At 64.5% G+C, this 24073-nt stretch carries 23 protein-coding genes; 14 read left to right on the top strand and 9 right to left on the bottom strand.

Annotated elements, in window-relative coordinates; genetic code table 11:
* Window positions 1-49: 49 nt before the first annotated feature.
* The 8 genes from H3Z74_RS17975 to H3Z74_RS17940 all read right to left on the bottom strand — a co-directional run bounded on the left by H3Z74_RS17975 (window position 50) and on the right by H3Z74_RS17940 (window position 8255).
* Window positions 50-1234 carry a CaiB/BaiF CoA transferase family protein gene (locus H3Z74_RS17975; protein WP_187760944.1) on the bottom strand — a complete coding sequence of 395 codons (1185 nt, stop codon included), beginning with the start codon at window positions 1232-1234 and terminating at the stop codon, window positions 50-52.
* Window positions 1231-2154 carry a hydroxymethylglutaryl-CoA lyase gene (locus tag H3Z74_RS17970; protein ID WP_187760943.1) on the bottom strand — a complete coding sequence of 308 codons (924 nt, stop codon included), beginning with the start codon at window positions 2152-2154 and terminating at the stop codon, window positions 1231-1233. The genes H3Z74_RS17975 and H3Z74_RS17970 overlap by 4 nt, the downstream gene beginning before the upstream one ends.
* Window positions 2151-2771, bottom strand: coding sequence for a 3-isopropylmalate dehydratase small subunit (gene leuD, locus H3Z74_RS17965; RefSeq protein WP_187760942.1), 621 nt, complete (start codon window positions 2769-2771; stop codon window positions 2151-2153). Before leuD ends, H3Z74_RS17970 begins: the two co-directional genes overlap by 4 nt.
* Entirely contained in the window at window positions 2771-4231 is a 1461-nt protein-coding gene (locus H3Z74_RS17960) for a 3-isopropylmalate dehydratase large subunit (protein ID WP_187760941.1), read from the bottom strand. The genes leuD and H3Z74_RS17960 overlap by 1 nt, the downstream gene beginning before the upstream one ends.
* 90 nt (window positions 4232-4321) lie before the next feature.
* Complete coding sequence (locus tag H3Z74_RS17955) at window positions 4322-4807, bottom strand: nuclear transport factor 2 family protein (protein WP_187760940.1); 486 nt, start codon at window positions 4805-4807, stop codon at window positions 4322-4324.
* 12 nt (window positions 4808-4819) lie between these two features.
* Entirely contained in the window at window positions 4820-6313 is a 1494-nt protein-coding gene (locus tag H3Z74_RS17950) for an aldehyde dehydrogenase (protein WP_187760939.1), read from the bottom strand.
* Window positions 6310-7056, bottom strand: coding sequence for an aspartate racemase/maleate isomerase family protein (locus H3Z74_RS17945; RefSeq protein WP_187760938.1), 747 nt, complete (start codon window positions 7054-7056; stop codon window positions 6310-6312). Before H3Z74_RS17945 ends, H3Z74_RS17950 begins: the two co-directional genes overlap by 4 nt.
* A complete protein-coding gene (locus H3Z74_RS17940) occupies window positions 7053-8255 on the bottom strand; it encodes an FAD-dependent oxidoreductase (protein WP_187760937.1) in 1203 nt (400 codons plus the stop codon). Before H3Z74_RS17940 ends, H3Z74_RS17945 begins: the two co-directional genes overlap by 4 nt.
* Before the next feature lie 128 nt (window positions 8256-8383).
* On the opposite strand from H3Z74_RS17940, the gene H3Z74_RS17935 reads away from it, so the two are divergent.
* From H3Z74_RS17935 to H3Z74_RS17905, 7 genes are all read left to right on the top strand, one after another.
* Window positions 8384-9589, top strand: a complete 1206-nt coding sequence (locus tag H3Z74_RS17935; protein WP_187760936.1) for a class I SAM-dependent methyltransferase — start codon at window positions 8384-8386, stop codon at window positions 9587-9589.
* 29 nt (window positions 9590-9618) lie between these two features.
* Window positions 9619-10959: an MFS transporter gene (locus H3Z74_RS17930; RefSeq protein WP_187760935.1), complete on the top strand. Its 1341-nt coding sequence runs from the start codon at window positions 9619-9621 to the stop codon at window positions 10957-10959.
* Window positions 10960-10987: 28 nt separating this feature from the next.
* Window positions 10988-11836 (top strand): alpha/beta fold hydrolase, encoded by an 849-nt coding sequence (locus H3Z74_RS17925; protein WP_187760934.1) that lies wholly within the window; start codon window positions 10988-10990, stop codon window positions 11834-11836.
* Between the two features lie 214 nt (window positions 11837-12050).
* On the top strand, window positions 12051-14357 hold the full coding sequence (locus tag H3Z74_RS17920) for a TonB-dependent receptor (protein ID WP_187760933.1): 2307 nt from the start codon (window positions 12051-12053) through the stop codon (window positions 14355-14357).
* A gap of 75 nt (window positions 14358-14432) precedes the next feature.
* The gene (locus H3Z74_RS17915; protein WP_187760932.1) at window positions 14433-14729 is read left to right on the top strand and encodes a hypothetical protein; all 297 of its coding nucleotides are present in this window, start codon (window positions 14433-14435) and stop codon (window positions 14727-14729) included.
* Window positions 14730-14734: 5 nt separating this feature from the next.
* Entirely contained in the window at window positions 14735-16711 is a 1977-nt protein-coding gene (locus H3Z74_RS17910; protein WP_187760931.1) for an oxidoreductase, read from the top strand.
* Between the two features lies 1 nt (window position 16712).
* Window positions 16713-17570, top strand: a complete 858-nt coding sequence (locus H3Z74_RS17905) for an SDR family NAD(P)-dependent oxidoreductase (protein WP_187760930.1) — start codon at window positions 16713-16715, stop codon at window positions 17568-17570.
* A 20-nt stretch (window positions 17571-17590) separates the two neighbouring features.
* Here H3Z74_RS17905 and H3Z74_RS17900 read toward each other — a convergent pair whose 3' ends face one another.
* Complete coding sequence (locus tag H3Z74_RS17900) at window positions 17591-17992, bottom strand: GlcG/HbpS family heme-binding protein (protein ID WP_187760929.1); 402 nt, start codon at window positions 17990-17992, stop codon at window positions 17591-17593.
* Window positions 17993-18070: 78 nt separating this feature from the next.
* Between H3Z74_RS17900 and H3Z74_RS17895 the strand changes: the two genes are divergently transcribed.
* The 7 genes from H3Z74_RS17895 to H3Z74_RS17865 all read left to right on the top strand — a co-directional run bounded on the left by H3Z74_RS17895 (window position 18071) and on the right by H3Z74_RS17865 (window position 24025).
* A complete protein-coding gene (locus H3Z74_RS17895; RefSeq protein WP_229726651.1) occupies window positions 18071-18847 on the top strand; it encodes a GntR family transcriptional regulator in 777 nt (258 codons plus the stop codon).
* A complete protein-coding gene (locus H3Z74_RS17890; protein ID WP_187760928.1) occupies window positions 18847-19785 on the top strand; it encodes a hypothetical protein in 939 nt (312 codons plus the stop codon). The genes H3Z74_RS17895 and H3Z74_RS17890 overlap by 1 nt, the downstream gene beginning before the upstream one ends.
* Window positions 19786-20022: 237 nt before the next feature.
* Window positions 20023-21147, top strand: coding sequence for a class I SAM-dependent methyltransferase (locus tag H3Z74_RS17885; protein ID WP_187760927.1), 1125 nt, complete (start codon window positions 20023-20025; stop codon window positions 21145-21147).
* Between the two features lies 1 nt (window position 21148).
* On the top strand, window positions 21149-21478 hold the full coding sequence (locus tag H3Z74_RS17880) for a hypothetical protein (protein WP_187760926.1): 330 nt from the start codon (window positions 21149-21151) through the stop codon (window positions 21476-21478).
* Between the two features lie 41 nt (window positions 21479-21519).
* The gene (locus H3Z74_RS17875; RefSeq protein WP_229726650.1) at window positions 21520-22203 is read left to right on the top strand and encodes an isochorismatase family protein; all 684 of its coding nucleotides are present in this window, start codon (window positions 21520-21522) and stop codon (window positions 22201-22203) included.
* Window positions 22203-23108, top strand: coding sequence for a polysaccharide deacetylase family protein (locus tag H3Z74_RS17870; RefSeq protein ID WP_187760925.1), 906 nt, complete (start codon window positions 22203-22205; stop codon window positions 23106-23108). The genes H3Z74_RS17875 and H3Z74_RS17870 overlap by 1 nt, the downstream gene beginning before the upstream one ends.
* Window positions 23105-24025 (top strand): polysaccharide deacetylase family protein, encoded by a 921-nt coding sequence (locus H3Z74_RS17865; protein WP_187760924.1) that lies wholly within the window; start codon window positions 23105-23107, stop codon window positions 24023-24025. Before H3Z74_RS17870 ends, H3Z74_RS17865 begins: the two co-directional genes overlap by 4 nt.
* Window positions 24026-24073: the final 48 nt, after the last annotated feature.

The raw sequence follows: 24073 nt of genomic DNA, 5'->3' as shown, positions 1-24073 counted from the left end.
ACCACCCTCCGCCGGCTTCCTTTTGGCCGGCCGGCGGAGGGCAGAGCCGTCATGACATACGGGGAAGGCCCGTTCGATCCAGCAGATCCGCGATTTCCTCGGCCGAGTATCCGAGTTCTGAAAACACCCGCACCGTATCGACGCCCGGTTGCGGCAGCGTGGCTGGACCGCCCGGACGGACGCCCGCCAGTTCGACCGGGAGTGCGGGTAGCGCCGCTATGGTCCCATCGGACAGAGTTGCCGTCTCCAGCCCGCCCGAGTCATTCAGGTGGCGGTCTGCCGACATATCTTCAGGTCTGCCGATTGGTGCGAAGGGTAAGCCGGTCCCTTCCAGCTTCGTAATGATCTCGTCGCGCGTAAAGCGTGCCACGAGCGTGCGGATCACCGGCAGGATTCGGTCGCGGGCATGCACACGGTCATTGTTGCGGCGCAGGCTCTCGTCCGCCCAGAGCGCGTCAAGGCCGAACAAGGCGCAGAATTTCTCCCAGAGCGTGTCGCTGACCACGCCGATGAAGATCGGGTGGTCGCTGGTTTCAAAGATATCGTAGATCGCCCAGGCGGAAATGCGGGCCGGCATCGGCGCCGCGGCTTCACCCGTCGCCGCCTTCTGCGCCATGTGCTGCCCGACGAGGTAGACCGTCGTCTCGAACAGCGAGGCCTGCACCTTCTGGCCGCGACCGGTGCGGTGCCGCTCTTCGATCGCTGCAAGCGTGGCGATGACCCCGAACATGCCGCCGGTCACGTCGATGACGCTCGATCCCGCGCGCAAGGGGCGACCGGGTGGGCCGGTCATATAGGCGAGCCCGCCCATCATCTGCGCCACCTCGTCCAGCGCGGTGCGCCCTTCATAAGGGCCGGGCAGGAAGCCTTTGAGCGAGCAATATACCAGGCCGGGATTGTCCGCCGCCAGCGTGTCATAGTCGAGGCCGAGCCGGTCGAGTGCGCCAGGGCGGAAATTCTCGATCAATATATCGGCACTGGCGACGAGCCGCTTTGCCGCCGCCAGCCCTTCGGGCGATTTCAGGTTGAGGCACAGGCTCGCCTTGTGGCGGTTGTACATGGGGAAATAGCCGGCGCCCGAGCCGATCAGGCCGCGCGTATGATCACCGCCGGGTGGTTCGACCCGGATCACTTCGGCGCCCAGGCCGGCCAGGATCGCGCCGGCGGCCGGGCCCATGACCATATGCGTGAACTCGATAACCCGGAGGCCGGCGAGCGGCGTCGGCCCGCTCATGCCGTTCGCCGATCAAGCCCGAGCGGAAGCCCGGCATCGGGCGTGAAGCCGTAGAGCGGCTCTCCCGGCAAGGCGTCCGCAAGAATCGCGCGAACCCGCATCAGCGCGTCCAGGTCGATGCCGGTCTCATAGCCCATGGCGGCAAGCATGAATGCCAGATCCTCCGTGACGATATTGCCCGAAGCTCCCGGTGCGAACGGGCATCCGCCCAGGCCGCCGAGCGACGCATCCAGCGTGGTGATCCCTTCCTCCAGCCCGGCCAGTGCGTTGGCGAGGCCAAGGCCACGGGTATTATGGAGATGAAGGCTGTTGAGCCGTGCGTCGCCCACCGCCGCCTTTACCTTGCGCACCAGCCGCCTGACCTGTGCCGGATCGGCATAGCCGGTGGTGTCGGACAGGCCCACCTCGGCCGCGCCGGCCGCGATCGATGCCTCGGCCAGGCGGATGACAGTGTCTTCCGGCACATGGCCCTCGATCGTGCAGCCGAACGCGGTCGACAGACCGACCTCGAAATGCGGCGGGTCTTCTTCCTGCGCAACACGCGCTGCGATGGCGCCGATTTCCGCCACCATGGCGGCGTGATCCTTGCGGACATTTTTCAGGCTGTGGGTCTCGGACATCGAGAAGGGGATGGATAGTTTTCGCGCACCCGCCCGGATTGCCAGTTCGGCACCCTTGAGATTGGGGACGAGCACAGCAACCGAAAGGCCGGGGATCGTGCCGGCGAAGGCGACCAGGGCGGCCGTGTCCGCCATTTGCGGCAACAGGCTGGCGGGTACGAAGCTGCCCACCTCGATTTCGCGCACGCCGGCTGCCGCTTCAGCGGCGATCCAGGCCTTTTTCGCCTCGATCGGCATGATGCGATCGATCGATTGAAGCCCGTCGCGCGGGCCGACCTCGCTGATCAATATGGCTGTCATGACGTGGCTTCCAGATAAATCCAGGGTCGCGCGATACGATCGGCGATGTGGAACGCTGCAATTGCCGCGGCGTGTCGCGCGGTGAGGTCGATCGCGTCGAGCCCCTGGGCGAGCATCGCCTTCGCCTCGGTATCGATGGCGAACGGCGCAGCGACGTCTCCCGATGTCACGGTCTGGGCGAGGAGGTCGATCGTGACCGGGCCTCCGGCCGCGGTGATGGCGAGGATGGCGGCCGCATCGAGTATGACCGGGATGATGCCGTTGGTGACACAATTGCCGCGAAAGATCGGCGCGAAGCTTGGTGCAATGACCGCGCGAAAGCCATATTCGTGTAGCGCCCACACGGCATGCTCGCGGCTTGATCCGCAGCCGAAATTCTCGCCCGCAAGCAGGATCGGCGCCCGGGCAAAGGCAGCGTCGTTGAGGATGAAATCGGGGTCGGGCACGCGGCTCCCCGGCTCGAGATAGCGCCAGCCCGCAAACAGGCCATCGGCAAGCCCGGTCTTGCCCACACCCTTGATCTCGCGCGAGGGGATGATCGCGTCGGTGTCGACATTGGCGCGCAACAGCGGCGCGGCGATGCCTGACACAAGCGGGACGGGAGCGAAGACCGACATCAGCGCGCTTCCGCACCGGCGGTGAAGGCGTGTGCCCGGTCGTCGGCCTTGCCATCGCCAGGCGCGGGCAGAGGCGGCCAATCGCGCGGATCGGCGATCGCGCCCGCGATCGCGCTGGCGGCGACCGTTTCGGGACTGGCGATATGGGTACGGACACCCGGGCCCTGCCGCCCTTCGAAATTGCGGTTGGTGGAGGAGATGACGCGCGCGCCGGGTGCGAAGCCGTCGCCCCCGGCGTAGAAGCACAGCGAACAGCCGCTCATGCGCCAGTCGAACCCGGCATCCATGAAGATCCGGTCGATCCCTTCCGCCTCTGCTGCGCGGCGCACCGCGGACGAGCCAGGGACGATGATCGCGGTAATGCCATTGGCGACATGGCGGCCACGCACGATCGCGGCGACACGGCGCAGATCAGCGAGCCGGCTGTTGGTGCAGCTGCCGATAAAGGCCGCATCGATCGGCGTGCCCAGCAGCTGCTGGCCAGGCCTAAGCGCCATATAGTCGAGCGCCCTCGCGCTACTCCCTGTGTAGGGCGGGGTCGGGATCGAGGCATCGATCGGCACCGAATCCTGCGGGCTCACGCCCCAGCTCATCATCGGCGCCACGGCGTGAGCGTCCATGACGATCTCACGATCGAAAGTCGCGCCTGGATCGGTGGCGAGCAGGCGCCAGGCGGTGAGCGCCGCATCCCATGCCGGACCTCGGGGGGCGTAGCGGCGGCCCTTCAGATAGTCGAAGATGACCTCGTCGGGCGCCACGAAGGCGGTCATCGCGCCGAATTCAGCCGCCATGTTGCACAACGTAAGCCGCCCCTCGAGATCGAGCGCAGCCACCGCTTCGCCGGCAAACTCGATCGCGTGTCCCTTGCCGCCGCTGGCACCGTGTGTCGCGATCAATGCCAACGCCATATCCTTGGCGGTCACGCCCGGCCCGAGCCGGCCCGAAAAGGTCACGCGCATGGTTCCCGGACGGCGCACGCGCAGCGTCCCGGTCGCCATCGCATGCTCGGCCTCGGTCGAGCCAATACCCCAGGCGAGCGCTCCCAACGCGCCTTGGCTGCAGCTATGGCTGTCGGGGCAGACCAGGGTTGCACCGGGCAGGACGATGGCGAGTTCGGGCGAGATGACATGGACGATGCCCTGATCGGGATCCTCGACATCGAACAGGTGGATGCCCGCCTTGCGGGTTTCCTCGCGGGTCGCTTCGAGAAAAGCCGCACCGCCCGGCACAAGCGTCCCGGTGCGGCCGGGCAACGTGTCGACGATATGATCGGTGACAGCGAAGATCCGGCGCGGATCGGTAACGCAGCGGCCGCTGGCGGCCAGCGAACGTAGCGCGACCGACCCGGTGCGTTCGTGTAGGAATACCCGGTCGATCGCCACCAGATCTTCGCCCATGCCCAGCGATGCGATGACATGAGCATCCCAGAGCTTGGCGAAAAGAGTGCGCGAATTTGTCATAGTCTTATATGTAATGTCCTAAGCGTCGTGCATTGAAACATCAATGTCCATGGACGACGTTTTTCGGTGCGCAGCGAATTTCAGCCATTCTCAATAGCTGATGCCCTTGGCGGCGAGCCGGGCATGCAGTGCCGGCTCGACCGCGTCCTCATGCGCACGGCGGAGTTGGACGATCGAGGCGAGTGGCGCCTCGACATAATGGAACATCCGCCAACCTTCCGGCTTCAGCCGCAGCGCCGCGGTGATCCGCACCGGGCCGCCGAATGGCCGGGGATAGAGCCGCGACCCGGGGATGTAGGTGCTCCAATTGGCGTCGAACAGGATGACCGCCAGGCCAGGCGCGGCCTCTTTGGCGGTCAGATTCTTCCACGTCACGAGCCGTTCGGATTTCGACCGGTCGATGCGCCAATAGCCGAGCACCGCCTCCCAGCCGATATGCGGATCGCATTCCTCGGCCAGGTAGATCGGCAGCGGATCCTCCTCGTCCCAACAGGTTTTCATCGCCGGCACGTCGTAGCGGTTCCATGCCTCGAAATAGATGTCCAGCCATGCGGCGATTTCCGGTTCGATCGACATTGGTCTTCTCCCTTATCGCGCGCCGAGCTTGCGCAGTCCGAGCGGACGGCGCGGGATGCTGACGGTTTTCTGACGAGTATAGAACGCCTCGCAGGCCCGGCCGCCTTCGGCACCGACGCCTGAATCGCCATAGCCGCCAAACGGCGCGCGCAGTTCGCGCATCATTGGCGTGTTGCACCACACGATGCCGCTCGACAGCCGGTCCTGCGCTTCCATGATGGTGGCGATATCCTGCGACCAGACATAGCTGACCAGGCCGAAGCGGGTGCCGTTGGCGAGGGCATAGGCCTCTTCCGCGGTGTCGAAGGTCGTGATCGCGGCGAAGGGACCGAAAATCTCGTCCTGGCAGATGCGGTCGTTGATATCGGCGACGGTGACCACGGTCGGCTCGATATAATTGCCATGGTCGAACCCCGGCGCGCGACGCCCGCCGGCAAGGAGCTGCACGCCGGTGCGGTCGGACACCGGCACGAACCCCAGCACATGATCGAGGTGCCGCCTGGAGGCGAGCGGGCCGATTTCCGTGTCGGGAGCGAGCGGATGGCCGATCCTGAGTGCTTTGGCGCGGGCCACGAACGCCTCGATGAAGCGGTCGGCGATGCCACGCTGGACCAGGATGCGCGAGCCGGCGAGGCATTGCTGGCCATTGGTGGTGAAGATGCTCAACAGCGCTGCGTCGAGCGCCTGGTCGAAATCGGCACTGTCGAAGATGATGTTGGCGGACTTGCCGCCAAGCTCCATCGTCGCCGGCTTGAGGCCCTGGCCGGCCGCCGCCATGATCGCGCGCCCGGTGGCAGTACCGCCGGTGAAGGAAACGAGATCGACCTGGTCGTGGCGAACCAGTCGGTCGCCGGTCGTGACGCCGCGGCCATTCACCAGGTTGACCAGGCCGGTGGGCAGGATTTCCTGAAGCAGTTCGACGAGCCGGTCCACGCCGAGCGGCGCCTGTTCCGAGGGCTTGATGACGCAGGCATTGCCGAAGGCGATCGCGGCGGCGATCTTCATCGACCCGAGCGCGATCGGCGCGTTCCACGGCGCGATCAGTGCAGCGACACCGACCGGCTCGCGGCGCACAAAGGTCAGATAATTGGGATCCTGTTCATATAGCTCGGACGTCGACTGGCCGATATAGTCAGCGAAGAAACGAAAATTATAGGCGGCGCGAGCGATCTGTCGGTCGCGCACCTGGCCGATCGGAATGCCGGTATTGGCAGTCTCCAATATGGCCAGTTCATCGGTGGCGGCATCGATCCGATCGGCGCAGGAGCGCAGGGCCGCCTGGCGCGCCTCCACGTCCATGCGCCGCCATGGCCCTTCAAAGGCGCGGCGCGCGGCAGCGACCGCGCGGTCGACCAGCGCGTCGCCTGCCTCGGCGATTTCGATGATGACCTCCTCGGTCGCGGGATCGACTACCGCGATCGGGGGGCCGGACGCGGCGGTGATCGTTGCGCCGTCGATGATCGCGCTGACCGCGGGGATCGTTCCGGGGATCGGGGTGGAGATCATGACAGGGGTCCTTGGATTGCGGCACGGTAGCGCGCGCGCCAGTCGGGGAGGGGTTGGCCCAGGCTGGCGAGCAAGGCTTCGGCGAGGGCGAGATTGGACGAGAGGATCGGCGGCGTGCCCGGCGGCGGGTCGGCGATCAGCGACAGGGACGGCATGCCCGTTCCGGTGATCAGGATGACGTCGGCTGAAACAGCGCCGAGATCGGCGAGCGAAGCCCGCGCATCCGCGCTGCCAAGCGCATAGATGCCGCGTGTATCGGTGCCGGAGATGGCGGCGTTCGCCACAGCGACAGGTGCAAAGCCCTGCCCCTGCCAATAGGTAATAGCGGCCTGGCCCAGCGCTGCGGGATAGGGCGAGACAAGCGCGATGCGGCGTGCGCCGAGCGCGTGCAGCTTCCAGGCAATGGCGGCGGCCGCGGTGATGACGGGATAGTCGTAGCGGGCTTCGGCAGCAGCGACGATCGCCGCCTCGCGCCCCGGCGCCATGAGATAGGAGGCGGCGGTGCAGGCGAAGCCGAAGACCTGTGGGCGCAGCGTGTCGAAGCTCGCAAGCGCAGGCTCGAGCTGTTCGATATAGTCGCGCAACCGGTCCTCTGACGCTTCGGCCCGGCTGGTCAGCCGTGTGGTGATGCGAAGGATCGTCGGTGGCAGCAGGATCGCCATTTCCGCCTCGACTGTCGGGTTGGCCTGTGGCGTGCCGATCCCGACAATGCCGTCGCGGCCATAGTCATTGCCAGCGTTCATGCGATCGCCGCAGCGAGGCGCAGGCCGGTGATCATCGAGCTTCTCAACAGATGCTCGCGCACACTCTCGGGGTTGCCGGCGATCCGCTGGAGGTCGGCGAGCATGTCGCGGCGTTTCGCGATGTCGCGTTCCTGCATGCGGGCGCGATTGCGGTCCGATTGGCCGAGTATCTCGGCCAGGGCGACCGGCCGGCGGCGGCGGGTATAGCGGTCGAGCAGTGAGGCGTCGGCGCCGTTCCAGACCTGGGCGAGCGTATCGACCAGTTCGAACGCGTCATGAATGCCGCCGTTCATCCCCATGCCGCCGGACGGCGAATTGACATGTGCGGCATCGCCGGCGAGCAACACCCGGCCGGAGCGATAATTTTCGACGATGCGCATATGGATCCGATAGGCGCGGACCTCCAATACCTCATAGTCGCAGTCGCGCGGCACGATCGCCTGCAGCTTGCGCTGGATGCTTTCCGGCTGGAGGCCGTCCTCGATCGATTCTTCCGGATCCGGATAGAGGCTGCAGCGCCAGAGGTCCGGGAGGCGCAACAGGCTGAACGTGCCTTTCTGCTTCCAGACATAATTGACGTTGGACAGGTCGGGCAAATGTTCCTCGAACGGAAAGGTCGTCGTCCCCAGGATCGTCGTTTCGGGATAGGTCTTGCCGTCAAAGGCGAACCCCATGTTGCGCCGCGCGGCGCTGCGCGAACCGTCGGCGCCGATCAGATAGCGGCCCTCGATCGCCTCTACCTTGTCGTCCCGGCCGACCAGCGCGGTGACCTGGTTCGCATCCTGCGCGACCTGTTCGATCCGCGTGCCCATCCGCACCTCGCCCTTGCCCTCCGCCAGCACGCGATCGAGCAGCAGCCGGCAGAGTTTCGATTGTTCGCATTGCAGGCGGTACGGGTGGTGCGTGTCGGCGGCGATCGCGGCGAGATCGAAGACCGCGCGCTCGCCGGTTTCGTGCATTCGGATCTGCCAGGTCGGGCTGATCAACCCCATGGAGATCAGCGGTGCGGCAAGACCCAGATCGTCGAGCATGTCGAGCGTCGGCGGATGAAAGGTCGAGGCACGCAGATCATTGGCCAGTACCTCTTCGGCCTCGACCAGCGTAAAGGGGATTCCGCGGCGGCCGAGAAGCAGCGCCGCGACAAGCCCAACCGGACCTGCCCCCGCGATGATAACCTTGTTTCGATCCACCCTTGACACCGCGCCACTCCCCGCAGATGATTTGTACTAGATGTAGGGCAAATCGATTGGGTGCAACGTCTTTTTGCGATTATGGTGCGATCTGGCAGGATGGCTGCAGCGATCCGCCGGGCTTCAGGAGATCCTCGATGACGATTCAGGCCGGGATGACGGGCGCGAATGCGCCGGATACGATCCCCGATATCGAGGCACTGGCCGTCGCGACTCATGACGAGATCGGCCGGCAGCGATTCTGCAGCGCGCTGCGCCGCCATGCGATCCAGGATATGGCGGGCACCCTGGAACATGATTTCCGGGAACGCGTCGCGCGCCCGGCCGAGGCAAAGGGCATGCACTTCGACGATTGGCGCATGATCGACCGGGCGATGGAAGGCGAGGCGTCGTATCGTTTCTACAGCAGCGTCCGGTACAACGCGCAGGAGATGTGCTTCCTGTCGGTCCAGCCGCAGGTCGAGCGCGCGCTGCCGGCAATGATCGAGGTCGCGCGCGACGCGGCCGCGCTGAGTCCGGCGGGCGGATCGTTGCGGCTCGATCCGGCACTGGCGCCGCCGCGCTATGTCGACGCGCTTGACGTGCATCTCATGCCTGGCTGCTTTCATAGCGAATATGCCGAGGACGATGTTGCGCAGGGCGCGGTGGCGAGCCTCGGGTCGCGCGTTTTCACCGCCAATCAGAGCCATCGCAGCTGGGGCGGGGTCGCCAAAGTGATCTCGCGCTGGCTGAAGACCGATCATCCCGGCTTCGCGCCGCGGCGGATGCTCGATATCGGCACCAGCTCTGGCAAGAATCTGCTGCCCTATGCCGAGGCCTTTCCGGGCGTGGAGGCGCACGGTGTCGATGTTTCCGCCCCGCTGCTGCGCTATGGCCATGCATTGGCTGAACATGAGGGTGTGGCGCTGCATTTCAGCCAGCAGAATGCCGAGGCGCTGGACTATCCCGACGGCCATTTCGACCTCATCGTCTCGAGCTTCTTCTTTCACGAGATTCCAGTGAAGGCGGCGCGGCGAGTCCTCGCTGAATGCCGGCGGCTGCTCGCGCCCGGCGGAATGATCGTCCACCAGGAACTGCCGTCCTCGCATCTTGTCGATGCCTATGAGGATTATTTCTGGAACTGGGACACGCTCAACAACAATGAGCCGGCCTATACCGCATGGCGCGCCGAGGATCATCGCGCGCTGTGCATCGAGGCTGGCTTTGATCCGGCCGCGACGTTCGCGCTGATCCTGCCCGACACAGGTGCTTTTCCGGCGCGTGGTACGGCGTTCGCCTGGGATGAACCGGGTCGCCCGATGCACGGCCGGGGCGGCTGGTACGTGTTCGGCAGCAAGATCTAGATCGACCAAATCGACTAAAGGGAACGATGATGGAGCAGCGGACGCATTCGATCGCTTATCAATGGTATGTCGTCGGCCTGCTGTTGCTGGTCTTCATCCTGTCCTATTTCGACCGCTATATTCTCACCCTCATCATCGAGCCGATCAAGCAGTCGCTCCACCTGAGCGATTTCCAGGTGGGGCTGTTGCTTGGGCCGGCCTTTTCGCTGTTCAACGTGCTGATGGGCATTCCGCTCGGCTGGTATGCCGACCGGGCGAGCCGGAAATGGATCCTGATCGCCGGGATCGTCTTCTGGTGCGCAATGACCACGGCAAGCGGGTTTGCGACCAGCTTTGCCGTGCTGCTGCTGCTCCGCCTCGGTCTCGGCCTGGGCGAAGCGGTGGTCAGCCCATGCTCGGTCTCGATGATCAGCGATTATTTCGACCGGCCGCGCCGCGGTCGGGCGATCAGCGTCTATATGGCCGGCCCCTATCTCGGTGCGGGCCTTGCCTTTCTCGTCGGCGGCAATCTGGTCGGTTGGCTGACGACAATGGGCCACAAGCATTTCCTCGGCCTGGGCGAGTTCGAGATGTGGCAAATGGCGTTCTTCCTCGTCGGCATTCCCGGCTTCGTCTTTGCCGGGCTGATGCTGACGGTGCGTGAGCCGGCGCATAGCGAGCGGATCAGCGATACCGGCCAGCCCAGGATCAATGCCTTTCGCTATATTCTCGCGCGCTGGCGTGGCTTTGGCGCCCTGTTCATCGGCGCCACCTGCAATTTCGCGATGAGCACGCTGACCTTCTGGAACGTGCCGCTGTTCCAGCGCGTCTGGGGCTGGGACATCGCCACGATCGGCACCGTCACCGGCCTGTTCTACTTCACCGCTGGACCGATCGGGACTGCGATTGCAGTCTGGATGACGCGGCATTTCCTCAAGCGTCATGCCGATGCGGCGATGCGCGTGCTGCTGCTCGGGCTGGTGATCGGGGTGCCGATGAGCGCGCTCTATCCGGTGATGCCGACCGCGCAGCTCGCCGTCGCGGCGATGTTTGTCGCCTTTGTCGGCAAGTCGATCGCTACTGCCGGCGGTCCGTCGGCGCTGTCGCTGGTGACGCCGGGTGATATCCGCAGCCAGTCGGTGGCGATCTTCAACACCGTGATCACGCTGGTGGGGCCTTTGCTCGGCCCGCCGATCATTGGCTGGGCCACCGATTATTCGGGCGATCCGAAATCGATCGGCATGGTGCTGTCGATCTTTGTAGTGTGTGTCGGGATCCCGTCGATCCTGTTCGTGATCCTGGGCCTGAAACATTATCGCCGGGCGCTGGTCGAGCTTGAAGCGACGCTTGACGTGCCCGATCCGCTTGCCGGCTCGCCGGCGACGGCCTGATGCCACATCGCGCCAACCGGGTCGCGCGATGACCATTCCGGCGACCGGTGCGCTTCCCGGCGAGCGGCGCGGCTATGTCCAGTGCGGCGACCGGCAGGTCCATTACCGCGAACAGGGAAGCGGGCCGGTGGTGCTGCTGATGCACCAGGCGCCCTGGGCATCGATCCAGTATCGCCGCGTCATGCCGCTGATCGCCGCGGCCGGCTTTCGCGCGGTCGCGCCGGATCTGCCCGGGCACGGCCTGTCCGATCCGCTGGCCGAACCGACGATCGAGGGGTTCGCGACACTCCTGCCGCCGCTGCTCGATGCGCTTGGTGCGGCGTCGGCGGCGATTGTCGGTCAGCATGGCGGCGCGCTGGTCGCGGGAAGGATGGCGGCGGCCTATCCCGATCGCGTCGTCGCGCTCGCGATGGACAACGCGCCGCTCTACACATCGGAGCGTCGTGCCCAGCGCCAGGCTGCGATCGACGAATCGCAAAGCGTCGCGGCGGACGGCAGCCATTTGCTCGATCGCTGGTCGCTGGTGCGCCGGATCGCCGAGCCCGACTGGAGCGCTGAGACGGTCCATGTCTCGGTGCTCACCTATTTTGCCAATGGGCCGACGCGCGAGCATGGGCACCATGCCGCGGCGCGGTACGATTTCTCATCCGATCTGGTGCGAATCGCTTGCCCAACGCTGGTTGTCGCGGGACTGACCGATCCGGTTTTCTCTTCCGGCCGTCAGCTGATCGAGCGTCGTCCGGACTGGGGCTATACCGAGCTACCCGGCGGTGCCGTCATGTTGCTGGAACGTCCGGCGGCATGGTGCGCGGCCATCCTGCCCTTCTTGAATACCCATCTCGGAGTGCCCCAAAAACTAGCACTTGATTTGCACTAATCTTAGTACATAATCGCGAAATAAGCTTGGCGGAGCCCTGCAGGGAACAGGGTCGGCGAAGGAGAATGAGAGCCGCATCAACGCGGCCGGTTGCGTAGTGGGAATGTCACTTACGGACTCGGAAGGAACGAGCCGTCCCATCGACATAAAGGGAATGACGCGAATGACTGGTAACTCGAAGAGGATCGGGACGGCCTTCGGACTGGCTCTGTTGATGAGCTCGACCGCGGCGCTTGCTCAGACGGCGCCGGATGCGTCCCAAGCTCCGGCGGCGGCGCCGGAAACGCCCCAGGCCGATGCGGGCGATACCGGTGGGATGGCCGATATCGTCGTGACGGCGCAGCGTCGTTCGGAAAATCTGCAAAAGGTGCCGCTCGCGGTCAGCGCTTTCACCGCACAGGAGCTCGACCTTCGCCAGGTGTCGCGCACGCTCGATCTGATCGCCTATGTTCCCAACCTGATCGGGCACAACAACACCGCGCTTGGTACCGCCAATGCCTATACGCTGCGTGGCCTGGGCAATACCGAATCGATCGCGACCTTCGACGTGCCGGTCGGCACCTATGTCGATGACGTGTATCTGTCGCGTCAGGGCGCGAACAATTTCTCCTTCTTCGACGTCGAACGGGTCGAGGTGCTGCGCGGTCCGCAAGGCACATTGTTCGGCCGCAACACTACCGGCGGTGCGATCAACGTCGTCATGAAGAAGCCGGGCGAGGAGTTCAAAGGCTTCGCAGAGGCTGGCTATGGCCGTTACAACCGTGCCCAGCTGCGCGGTTCGGTCGATATCCCGATCATCGCGGAAAAATTGCTCACCAAGGTGTCGGCCTATTTCACCGACGGCGACGGCTATGTCTATAATCAGACCACCGGCCAGCGCCTCAACGGCGACCGCAGCTGGGGCGTCCGGGGTGCGATCCGCGGCCTGCTGTCCGATTCGGTGACCTGGGACCTGTCGTCGGACTATACCTATGCCAACGGTTCGAACCTGGTGAACTTCTATCGCGACAGCGACAAGAAGCGGATCGATTTCACCAAGCTGCGGACCGATAAACCGCTGGGCGGGATCGTTTCGCCTGACCTTGCCGACAACACGCTCGGCAATACCGCACGGTCCTATTCGTTCATCTCGAACCTTCAGGTCGAAGCGGGCGCGGCGACGATCAACTTCATCACCGGCTATCGCCATCTCTATCAGGAATATGTCACCGACAGCGCCGACAGCCGCAACATCGCGTCGGTCCTCTACAATGACTATGACTATATCTCGTCGAACCCGGGCACCACGACGGTGCTGGCCAATGACAGCTATCACCAGCAATTCACTCAGGAGATCAAGATCACCGGCAAGGCGTTCGGCGGCGTGCTCGATTATGTCGGTGGCTTTTATTACCTGAACGAAAAGAACCGGACGATCTTCGCCAACGTCAATGTGCCGCTGACCGGATCGCCGACCGTGACTCAGGACCGCACCGTCAACAACGGGACTGAGGCCTATGCCGGCTATGCCCAGTTCGACCTCCATCCGATCAAGCCGCTGACGCTGACCGCGGGCATTCGCTATACGGATGAATTCAAGGACATTCAGTTCGCGCCCAACCCGAACAGCCTGCCGCGGTCCGGCGCCAACAACCAGCCCTTCTCGACCATCGACGTCACCAATGCCGGTATCCCGGTGACGCAGCGCGCACGCGTCTGGACTCCGCGTTTCGCGATCAACTATCAGATCGACCCGGACGTGATGCTCTTCGTCTCCGCGACCAAGGGCTTCAAATCCGGCGGCTGGAATGCGCGCGCCAATTATGCGGCGCTGGCGGTGCCGTTCACGCGCGAAACCATCTGGTCGTACGAGGCGGGCATCCGCTCGGAATTCTTCAACCGCCATCTGCGCGTGAACCTGACCGGCTTTTCCTATGTCGATCGCGATTTCCAGCTGCCCGCCGGCTATCTCGACCCGGTCACCAACACGATCCTCTATCTCACCCGCAACTTCGCCGACCTCAAGAATTACGGCCTGGAAGGCGAAATCAACGTGGTGCCGGTCAAGGGGCTGAACATCTACTGGTCGTTCGGTATCCAGAAGGCGCGCTACGAGAATCTGAACCCGGCGGTCTATGCGCAGGTCGCCCGCTGCAAGGCGGGCATCATCGCCAATAATTGCAACGCCGGCATCGTCACCCCGACCGGTGAAGTCGCGGAGCCGGTGCGCGTGCCGCGCTTCTCATCGACGCTCGGTGCCAATTATACTTTCCACCTCAACGACACTGTGTCGCTCGTGCCCAGCGCGGCGTGGGAATATACTGACGGATCCTGGGTTGCGACCTCGGCCGATCCGCGCGGCTATCAGAATGCGCACAGCCTGTTCAATTTCGGTCTCTCGCTGCGTAGCAGCGCGCTGAAGGCATCGCTGACGGCCGAATGCACCAATTGCCTCGACAAGACGATCAAGACCTCATTCCTGATCTACCCGTATCTCAATGAACCGGGGCGCTGGATGCTGCGCCTGCGCAAGGATTTCTGATCGGGGTTGTACTGGAAGAGCGGCAGGGCGCATCCCTGTCGCTCTTCGATTTTTGAGTCGCGAAAAGGTGCCAGCATGGCGAAGACAGCCCCGGGCGAGGTAAGCCTGCCACGCGTCAGCAAGGGCAAGCGACCGCAATTCTTCGACGATCCGTCGCTCGATCAGATGATGACCTTCCTGCTCGAATTGATGGCTGAGACATCGGCGTTGCGCGACCGGGTCGATACGATCGAGCGATTGCTCGACGAAAAAGGCAGCATATCCCGCGCGGACATCGAGGCCTATCGCAGCGACGATGCGGTCGAGGCCGAACGCACCGCCTGGCGCAAGGGCTTTATCGAGCGCGTGCTGAGGATGCACGCGCCGGCCTGAGCCGTATGACCGCCTATCCGCATCTGTTCTCGCCGGTAAGGATCGGCACGCGCACGCTGCCCAACCGCATCGTCCATGCATCCATGTCGACGCATTATGCCGATCGCGGCCGCGTGACCGATCGATTGATCGACTATCATGTCAATCGCGCGCGGGGCGGCGCATCGCTGCTGGTCAGCGAACCGATGGCGATGCTGCACTGGCATCGGCTGCCGACCCGGCCGATGGCGTTCACGGCGGAAAATGAGACGGCGCTCGCGCGCTGGGCGACCGCGGTCGAGGCTGCGGGCGGGCTGATGCTTGGCCAGGTGCAGGATAATGGCCGCGGCTTTCGCGGCGGCGGGCGCAATGATTTCGCGTTTGGCGCGTCCGCCCTGCCGGACGATCTGAGCTGGACGATCCCGCACGCCCTGTCGACCGACGAAGTCCGGCACATGATCGATGAATTCATCGCCTCATCGCTACGCCTCGCGCGCGCCGGCTTTGCCGGCGTGGAGATTTCCGCCGGGCATGGCCATTTGTTTCATCAGTTCCTCTCCCCCCAGTCGAACATCCGCGAAGATGCCTATGGTGGGGATCGTGCCAATCGCGCGCGCCTGCTGACCGAATTGATCGAGGGCCTGCGGGCGGCATGTGGGAGGGATTTCCTGATCGGCGTGAAGCTGCCCGGCGAGGATGGCATTGCCGGGGGAGTGGACCTGGCCGAAGCGGCGGCGATCACTGCGCTGGTCCAGGCGACCGGGGCACCGGACTATCTGACCTGGTGCTGGGGCGCGCATGGCGACTCGCTGGGCGAACATCTCCCCGATCTCCACGGCCCGCGCGCGCCCTATGTCGATCGCATCGCTGAGCTTGGCCGGTCCGCCCCCGGCACGCCGATCGGTGCGCTCGGGCTGATCACCGATCCCAATGAAGGCGAGCGTATCATCCGCGATGGGCTGGCCGACCTGGTCATGCTCGCCCGCCCGCTGGTTACCGACCCGGCCTGGGGCGTGAAGGCGCGCGCCGGCCGCGAGGCGGAGATTCGCTATTGCGTCTCCTGCAACACTTGCTGGCACATGATCACCAGCGGCCGGGATCTGCTCTGCGACAATAATCCGCGCGTCGGGGCCTCGGACGAGGCCGACTGGCAGCCCGCTCCCGCTCCGGCTCGCCGCCGGATTGCGATTGTCGGCGCAGGGGTCGCCGGGATGGAAGCTGCCTGGGTCGCCGCTGCGCGCGGCCATGACGTGACGGTGTTCGGCGCCGGAGATGAGACCGGCGGCAAGACCCGGCTGCATGCCGTGCTGCCGGGCGGTGAAAATCTCAGCAGCATCTATGATTATCAACGGCTACGCGCTGACCGGCATGGTGTGCGCTTCCGGCTTGGCGGCGCTGTCGATGTCGCGGCACTATTGGCGCTCGCGCCCGACCATGTCGTCCTGGCGACCGGCTCGACCCCGGCATGGCCGGCATTCCTGCCCGACATTTATCGCGGCGAGGGCATTTTTCCCGATCTGCGCGAAGCGGTCGCGATGCTGGCCGGCTTTGCGGCGCGCCAGCCGGGGACGGCAGTGATCTATGATCAGGATCACACTGCCTTCACCTATGATGCCGCCGAAATGCTCCACGCCAAATTCGAGCGCGTCGTTCTGCTTACGCCGCGCGACCGGATCGCCAGCGATGCGGCCGTCGTCGTGCGACAGGGCGCCTATCAACGCCTCTATCGGCTCGGCGTCGAGATCGTCACCTCGGTGCGGCCGCTGCCGGACTCGCGCTTCGAGGAAGGCGAGGTCGCCTATGCCAATATCTACAACGCACAGCCTGGGCTGATCCGCGATGTCGCGCTGTTCACCTATGCCACGCCGCGCCGGCCCGATGATGCGATTGCCGCCGATCTGCGTGCCGCCGGCGTGCCCGTGACGATCATTGGCGATGCCTATGCGCCGCGCACCGTGTTGGCCGCGACGGCCGAGGGCTATCGCGCTGGAATGGAGATCTGACATGACGATGTATCCCGACATTACGGGCAAGGTGGCAGTGATCACCGGTGCGGGCCGCCGCAAGGGTCTGGGCGAGGCGATCGCGCGCAAGCTTGCGTCGGACGGCGCCCGTATCGTGCTCCACGATCTCGGCCGGACCGCCGGCGACATGGCCCCCGCGCACGGTATCGGCGGCGATGACGAGATGCATGCGGTGGCCGAGGATATCCGGGCGATGGGCGCGGAGGTCACCACTTTTGCTGCCGATATGCGCGTCGAGGATGAGGTCGCGGCGCTGGTCGCGCACGCTGTCGCTACCTTCGGCCGGCTCGACATATTGGTGAACAATGCCGGGGTCGGCTATCTCTTCGGCCCGCTGATCGAGGCGACGCAAGATCGCTGGGACACGGTGCTCAACGTCAATCTGCGCGGTGCCTTTTTCGCGATCAAACATGCCGCGACGCAGATGCTGTCACAGGAAATCGAGCCAGGCTGGGGTCGGGGACGGATCGTGTCGATCGCCAGCCGGGCGGCGAAATCCGGTTCCGCGCTGACCTCTTCCTATGTCGCCTCGAAACATGGGCTGGTCGGCCTGACCCGATCCGCGGCGATGGAACTCGGGCCGGAGCAAATCACCGTCAATGCGGTCTGCCCCAACCATGTCACGACCGGCCTCGGCGAGTGGCAGAATGACTATATGGCGAAGATGCGCGGCCAGAGCGTCGAGGAATATCTGGCGGCGATGCGCGGGCGCATCCCGCTCGGCCGGGTCGGCGAAGTCAATGATACTGCCAATGCCTGCGCCTTTCTCTGCTCGGGTCAGGCACGCTACATCACAGGCGAAGCCATGAATGTGTCGGGCGGCGAGGAGATGCATTGAGCTCCACGCCCACCACCTGCTCAGCCGCCAAGCGTGTCGAGCCCGGCTTGCGCAACGCCTTCATCGTCGTCGGGACGGCCACCCGAAATCCCAATTCCACCGACGCAAACGCCTTGCGCGACAATCGGCAAACCGCCCTCCATCGGCAGATATTCGGTGAGCCGGAGCAAGGCCGGCTCGTTCGCCACCCGCTCGGCCAGGATGCGAGTCGATCCGCGCATCAGTGCCGCGGTGCGCGCCTTGGCCAGTGCGACCGACGGCGTCATCGCGCCCGCGCCGTCCATCCGCACGAGGCGCATGGGATAGCCACCATCATCAACGATCGCGACCGACATGGCGAGACCACGCCTTGCGGCGTCTGCGAGCGCGGCGGCGAGCATCGGGTCCAGTTCGGCGGCGGTGAGCACTGGCTTGGTTTTCATCAAAGGCTTCTTTCCGTCGTGGCGGCGATCGGGCAGTATCGGCTTCATGGTCAGAGTAAAACCAGGGAGCGTAATCCTTTGAAAAAAATCGACGATGAAGTCAGCGGCATCGATCGCATGCATGCAGTACCGCTATACCATCAGATTTTCCTGCGGCTGCGAGAGGAAATCACCAGTGGCGAGCGTGCGCACGGGTCGCGCATGCCGACCGAACAGGAACTCGCCGCCGCCTTCGGTGTCTCGCGCATTACCGCGCGCCGCGCGCTGGCTGAACTCGCCAGCACCAATCTGGTCGCGCGCAAACGTCGCGTGGGCACTCATGTCATTTTCGAACCGCCTGCGCGCCCGATCGAGGGCAGCATCGATCAGGCGATCGAATCACTGCTGACCTTCGGGCGATCGACTCAAGTCAAGCTGATCGAACTTGACGAGGCACCGGCCCGGGCACCAATCAGCGACGCATTGGGAGTCGAGGCAGGGACGCCGTTGATCCGCGTCGTGCGCGTCCGCTGGCTCGAAAACGAGCCGCTCGGGCATCTCCTCAGCTATGTGCCGGCCGATCTGGGCGAGCACATCACGCGCGCCGCACTCCGCACCACGCCGATCCTGGCGCTGATCGAACAGGCCGGGGTCAAGATCGGCAGCGCGACTCAGACTATTTCCGCAACACTTGCCGACGCGTCGCTGGCCGCCGCGCTGTCGGTCGAGATCGGTGCGCCGATCCTGCGCATCAGCCGCACCGTGATCGATACCAATGGCCGGCCGGTGCAGCACATCCTCGCTCAGTATCGCCCCGACCGCTATCAGATCCGCCTCGACCTGCATAAGAACAAGACGGACCTGCATTTCGGCTGATGGCGGACTGGACCTCCACATCGACACCCCGGCTGTCGCGCTTCCGTATGGCGACGATGGGGGCGCCGGATCTTGACCGGCTGGAGCATTGCTATGTCGAATGGCTGGGCTACCGGGTGCGCGAGCGTGGAACGGTCCCTGCCGATCTTGCCATTGGCTGGGGCGCGACGGGGGTCGCGGGACGGCGCTATCTGGTCCTGAGCAGCGATGGCGCGGACGATGTCCATATCCGCGCCGTCGAGACCGATGCGATCCCAGGCTATCGCCCGCTGACCAGCTTCGGCTGGAACGCGTGCGAGATCATCGTCGATGACGTCCATGCGCTTGCCGCTCGGCTACGTGAGTCGCCGTTCGAGATCATCGACGGACCGAACCCGCTTCAGTTCATGCCCTCGATCGAGGCAATGCAGTTGATCGGTCCGGCCGGCGAGTGTCTCTATCTGACGATGGAAGGGGGCGATCGCACCACGTCGATTCTGCCCAGCCCGCGTGCGGCAGTCGACCGGCCCTTCATCCTGGTCGTGGCTGGCGCCGATTTCGCAGGGACGCACCGCTGGTACATTGATCGCTTCGATCTTCGCCAGCGCCCGATCCGCGATGCGCGCGTGCGGATCATTCAGCGCGCCCAGGGTCTTGCCGAGGAGGAAAGCTTTCCGCTCACCACGCTTGGCCTGGCCGAACATGGCTTCCTGATCGAGCTGGACGGCTATCTCACCGGGCCGGGACGCATCGCCGCGCCGCGCGCGACCGCGCCGGGCATGCTACCGATGGGCAATGCCATGGCGAGCTTCGAGATCGACGATATTGCGCTGGTCGAGGATATTGCGATTGCGCCGCCGGTGAGTCGTCACGGTCTGGGCTATGATGGCGGGCGGAGCTGCACGGTGACCGGCCCGGCCGGCGAGCTGATCGAATTGATCGAGCGTCAGGCGAGATAAATTGACGGAACTGACCCCAAAGCCGTTCGGGCTGAGCCTGTCGAAGCCCACGCTCCCAAAGGGGCGCGGTCGCGTGTGGAGACAGCCCTTCGACAAGCTCAGGGCGAACGGCGGTAGGGATCAATTCCGATCGAAATCGCTTCAACGCTTAATTGTATCAATGCTAGAACAAAACCATTGCCCTGCCGGTTGTGACGACATAGCATGGTCCCTGCCACTGTTTCGAAGGAGTGCGTCGTGAAGGTCCGCGATCTCCAGCATGAGGTGCTGCCCCAGGCGACACCCGAGGAACTGAGCCGCCAGCGCGCGGTCGTGTCGCTGCGCAAGCTGCTCAATGCACGCGTCCGCTCCGGCAATGTCGCGCGTTATGACAGCGAAGGCGCGCCGGCCTTTGCCGCGCGACAGGGACGGCAACCGCAATCGCCCGAGGAAATCCGCGCCGCCCTGTTCGAATCGCAGCGCTACCGCATGTGGAGTGCCGCCAATCGCTCGGCGCAGGAAATGCTGTGGGTTTCGGTTGGCGAGCCGGTCTATCGCGACCTTGACCGGATGAGCGCGGCGGCGCGTGCGCTGATCGACGCGCCGGAGCGCAAGGGATCGCTGACGCTCGATCCGGGCTATGAACCGTCGCCCGAAGTGGCGGACATCGACATTCATCTCCAGCCCGGTGGCTATGGGCTCGACCGCGGTCCGGACGATGTCGTTGCGGGCGCGCTGTACGAGACCGGCGGCAATGTCTTTTCCTTCGGCCAGGGCGCAGGACGGTCGGACAGCAAGACCGGCGTCGCGGTGCGCCTCCTCGGGGAACATTTCCCGGATTTCACGCCGCAGCGGATTCTCGATCTTGGCTGTTCTGCGGGCGCCGCCTCGGCCGCCTATGCCGCGACCTATCCGGATGCCGATGTGCATGCGGTCGATATCGGCGCCGGCATGCTGCGCTATGCCCATGCCCGCGCTGAATCGCTCGGCGTCGCGGTGCATTTTCATCAGATGGATGCGTCCGCACTGTCGTTCGCGGATAACAGCTTCGACCTCGTCGTCTCGCATAATCTGCTGCACGAGATCGGCGCGGAGAAGCGCCGCGGCATGATCCGCGAAGCCGCGCGCGTGGTGCGGCCGGGCGGGATCGTCATTCATCAGGACGTCTCGATCCGGTTCGAACCGACGATCGTGCATCAGGTGGAGCGTGACTGGGACACGCATTTCAACAATGAACGGCATTGGCACACTTACGCCTCGGCTGATCTGATCGCCGATATGCGCGCGGCCGGGTTCGATGCCGAAGGAATCGTCGAGCATAATCTGCCGGCGGTGCAGGGCGCGATCCGCTGGTACGCCATCACTGCGCGGAAGCAGGGCTGACATGACCAGCGCCGCAGAAGCGATCCTTGCCCTGGTTGATTCCGCGCGGGGTACGCGGCCGCAAAGCCTGGACGACCGCGAAGTCGAGGAAGTGCTCAACATCGCGCTCGCGCTGCTGGTCGAGCTGTCGGTGTCGAACGACCGGATCGACCGGCTGGAACGGATCGTCGCCGCACAGGGCGGGATCACTACCGAGACGCTACGTGACATTCGTTATGACGGCGCGGAAGCGGATCAGCGCCAGCAGGCGATGGAAGCGCTGCTCGCCCGGGTGCTGCGCATCCTGATCGATCCGCGCGTGCCGACCGATGGGCGACCGGCGCGGGGCTGAAGGCCCGGGTAATTTCTGGCGTGAGTGACGAAGGACGACAAATGGCGGATGTGATCGGGACCCGGATGATCGACGACGGGCGGACCGCGCGCGAGATATTCGAAGAAGTGATGGCAAATCCGGCGCGCCGCAAATTCGGCTTTGGCGAGAAACTGGCGATCGTGAATGTCGATTTCCAGCAGGCCTATACCGCGATCGACACGTTCGCCACTGCCTATGAAGCCGACCCGCAGCAGATCAATTATGTGAACCGGATTTCGGCGCTGGCGCGCGCCAAGGGCATGCCGGTGATCTGGAGCCATGTCGCCTATATGGACAATGCCGCGGACGCGGGGGTGTGGGGCACGCGCACCAACACGCCGGATTCGCTGCAGAACATCAAATATGACAGCGAGCGCCACGCCTTCGACCCGCGCTGTGCAATCGATCCGGCCGATATGGTATTCACCAAGCGCATGCCGTCGGCCTTTTTCGAAACGCCGCTCGCCAGCTATCTGGTCTGGCATAAGGTCGACACTGTGGTGGTGACCGGCGGATCGACCTCGGGCTGCGTCCGCGCGACCGCGGTGGAGTCCCTCAGCCATGGCTATCGCACGATCGTGCCGATCGAAACCTGCGCCGACAAGCATGCCAGCTATCACTTCGCCAATCTGACTGACCTGCAGCTCAAATATGCCGATGTCGAACCGGTCCAGGCGGTGATCGACTGGCTGGAGGCGCGGTGATGCAGGAGGGCGCTGCCGATCCCGGCCTGTATGATTTCTCGCCTTATCGCGACCGGCCGAAGATCGTCTGGCCGGGTGGCAAGAGTGTCGCGGTCTGGGTCGCGCCCAATCTCGAATATTATGAGATCGACCCGCCGGCCAATCCGTCGCGCAAGAGCTGGACCAGACCGCATCCCGATGTGGTCGGCTATAGCCACCGCGACCATTCCAACCGCGTGTCGCACTGGCGCATGGCGGAGGCGATGAGCCGGCACGGCTTTCCCGGCTCGGTCTCGCTCTCGGTCGCCTTGTGCCAGCATCATCCCGAGGTGGTCGAGGACGGCGCGAAGCGCGGCTGGGAATTCTTCAGCCACGGCATCTACAATACCCGCTATACTTACGGCATGGACGAAGCGCAGGAGCGCGCGATCATCGAGGATTCGATCGCGACCGTGCAGGCCGCGACTGGCCAGCGCATCCGCGGCTGGCTTGCGCCCGCGCTCACCCACACGCCACGCACGCTCGATCTGATCGCCGAATATGGCCTGGATTATACCTGCGACCTTTATCACGACGACCAGGTACAGCCGGTCAAGGTGAAGAGCGGGCGGCTCGCCTCGATCCCGTACAGCCTGGAGGTCAACGACCATTATGGCTTCTTCGTCTATAATATGAGCCCGCGTGACTATGCCGATACGCTGATCCGTCAGTTCGATCGCCTCGCTGCCGAAGGCGAACGATCGGGCACGGTGATGTGCATCCCCCTGCATGCCTATCTGATCGGCCAGCCGCACCGGATCGGCGCGTTCGAGCGTGTGCTCGAACATATCGCCGCGGACGGCCGCGCCTGGATCGCGCGCGCCGGCGAGATCGTCGATGCGTGGCAAGCTCAGGCGGGGCGCGCTCAGACGGGAGACGCGGCATGAGCCTCGATCCGGCCTATCTCACTTATTCGAAGCGCCGCCTCGGTTATGACCATGAACTTTATCCCTGGTCGTCGATCTTCGATCGTCCGCCCGTTTCATGGCCCGGCGGCAAGACCGTGGCGGTATGGATCTGCGTGAGCCTTGAATGGTTTCCGATTACCCCGACCGACACGCCATTCCGCGCGCCCGGGCATATGGTCACGCCCTATCCCGATTACCGTCACTACACCTCGCGCGACTATGGCACGCGGGTTGGGGTCTACCGCTTGCTCGACGCCTTTGCGAAGGCCGGCGTCACGGCATCGATCGCGACCAATGCCGCCATTGCCGAACGCTATCCCGAACTGATCGCCGACATCATCGCCGCCGGTCATGAGATCATCGCGCATTCGACCGACATGAACGGCACGATCGCGACTGGTTTGCCGATCGAGGATGAGCGCGCGCTGATTTCATCCTCGCTCGACACGCTGGAGCGCGTGTCGGGGATCCGGCCGCGCGGCTGGCTGTCGATCGCACGGTCGCAAAGCTGGAACACCCCGGATCTGTTGCGCGAAGCGGGGCTCGATTACACCTGCGACTGGGTGAATGACGAACTGCCCTATCGCTTCGCCAATGGCCTGATCAACCTGCCGCTCAACCATGAACTGTCGGATCGCCAGATCATCACCGTGCAGCAGCAATCGGCCGACAGCTATGCCGAACAGATGCGCGATGCGTTCGACTGGCTGGCCGGCGAGGGGCGCACCCATGGCGGGCGGCTGCTGCCGCTGCACATCACGCCGTACATCATGGCGCTGCCCTATCGGATCGACGCGTTCGAGACGCTGTTGCAGGATCTCACCGGCCGCCCCGAAGCCTGGGTCGCGTCCGGCGGCACGATCGTGGATCAGTGGAGCGGCCAGCTGCGGGCTTAAGTCCCGGAATTCTGCAAGGCTCGCGGCCGAAATCGATTATTTCAGATT

The organism is Sphingomonas alpina (assembly GCF_014490665.1).
GTDB lineage: Bacteria > Pseudomonadota > Alphaproteobacteria > Sphingomonadales > Sphingomonadaceae > Sphingomonas > Sphingomonas alpina.
This window is presented reverse-complemented; position numbering and strand designations above follow the sequence as displayed.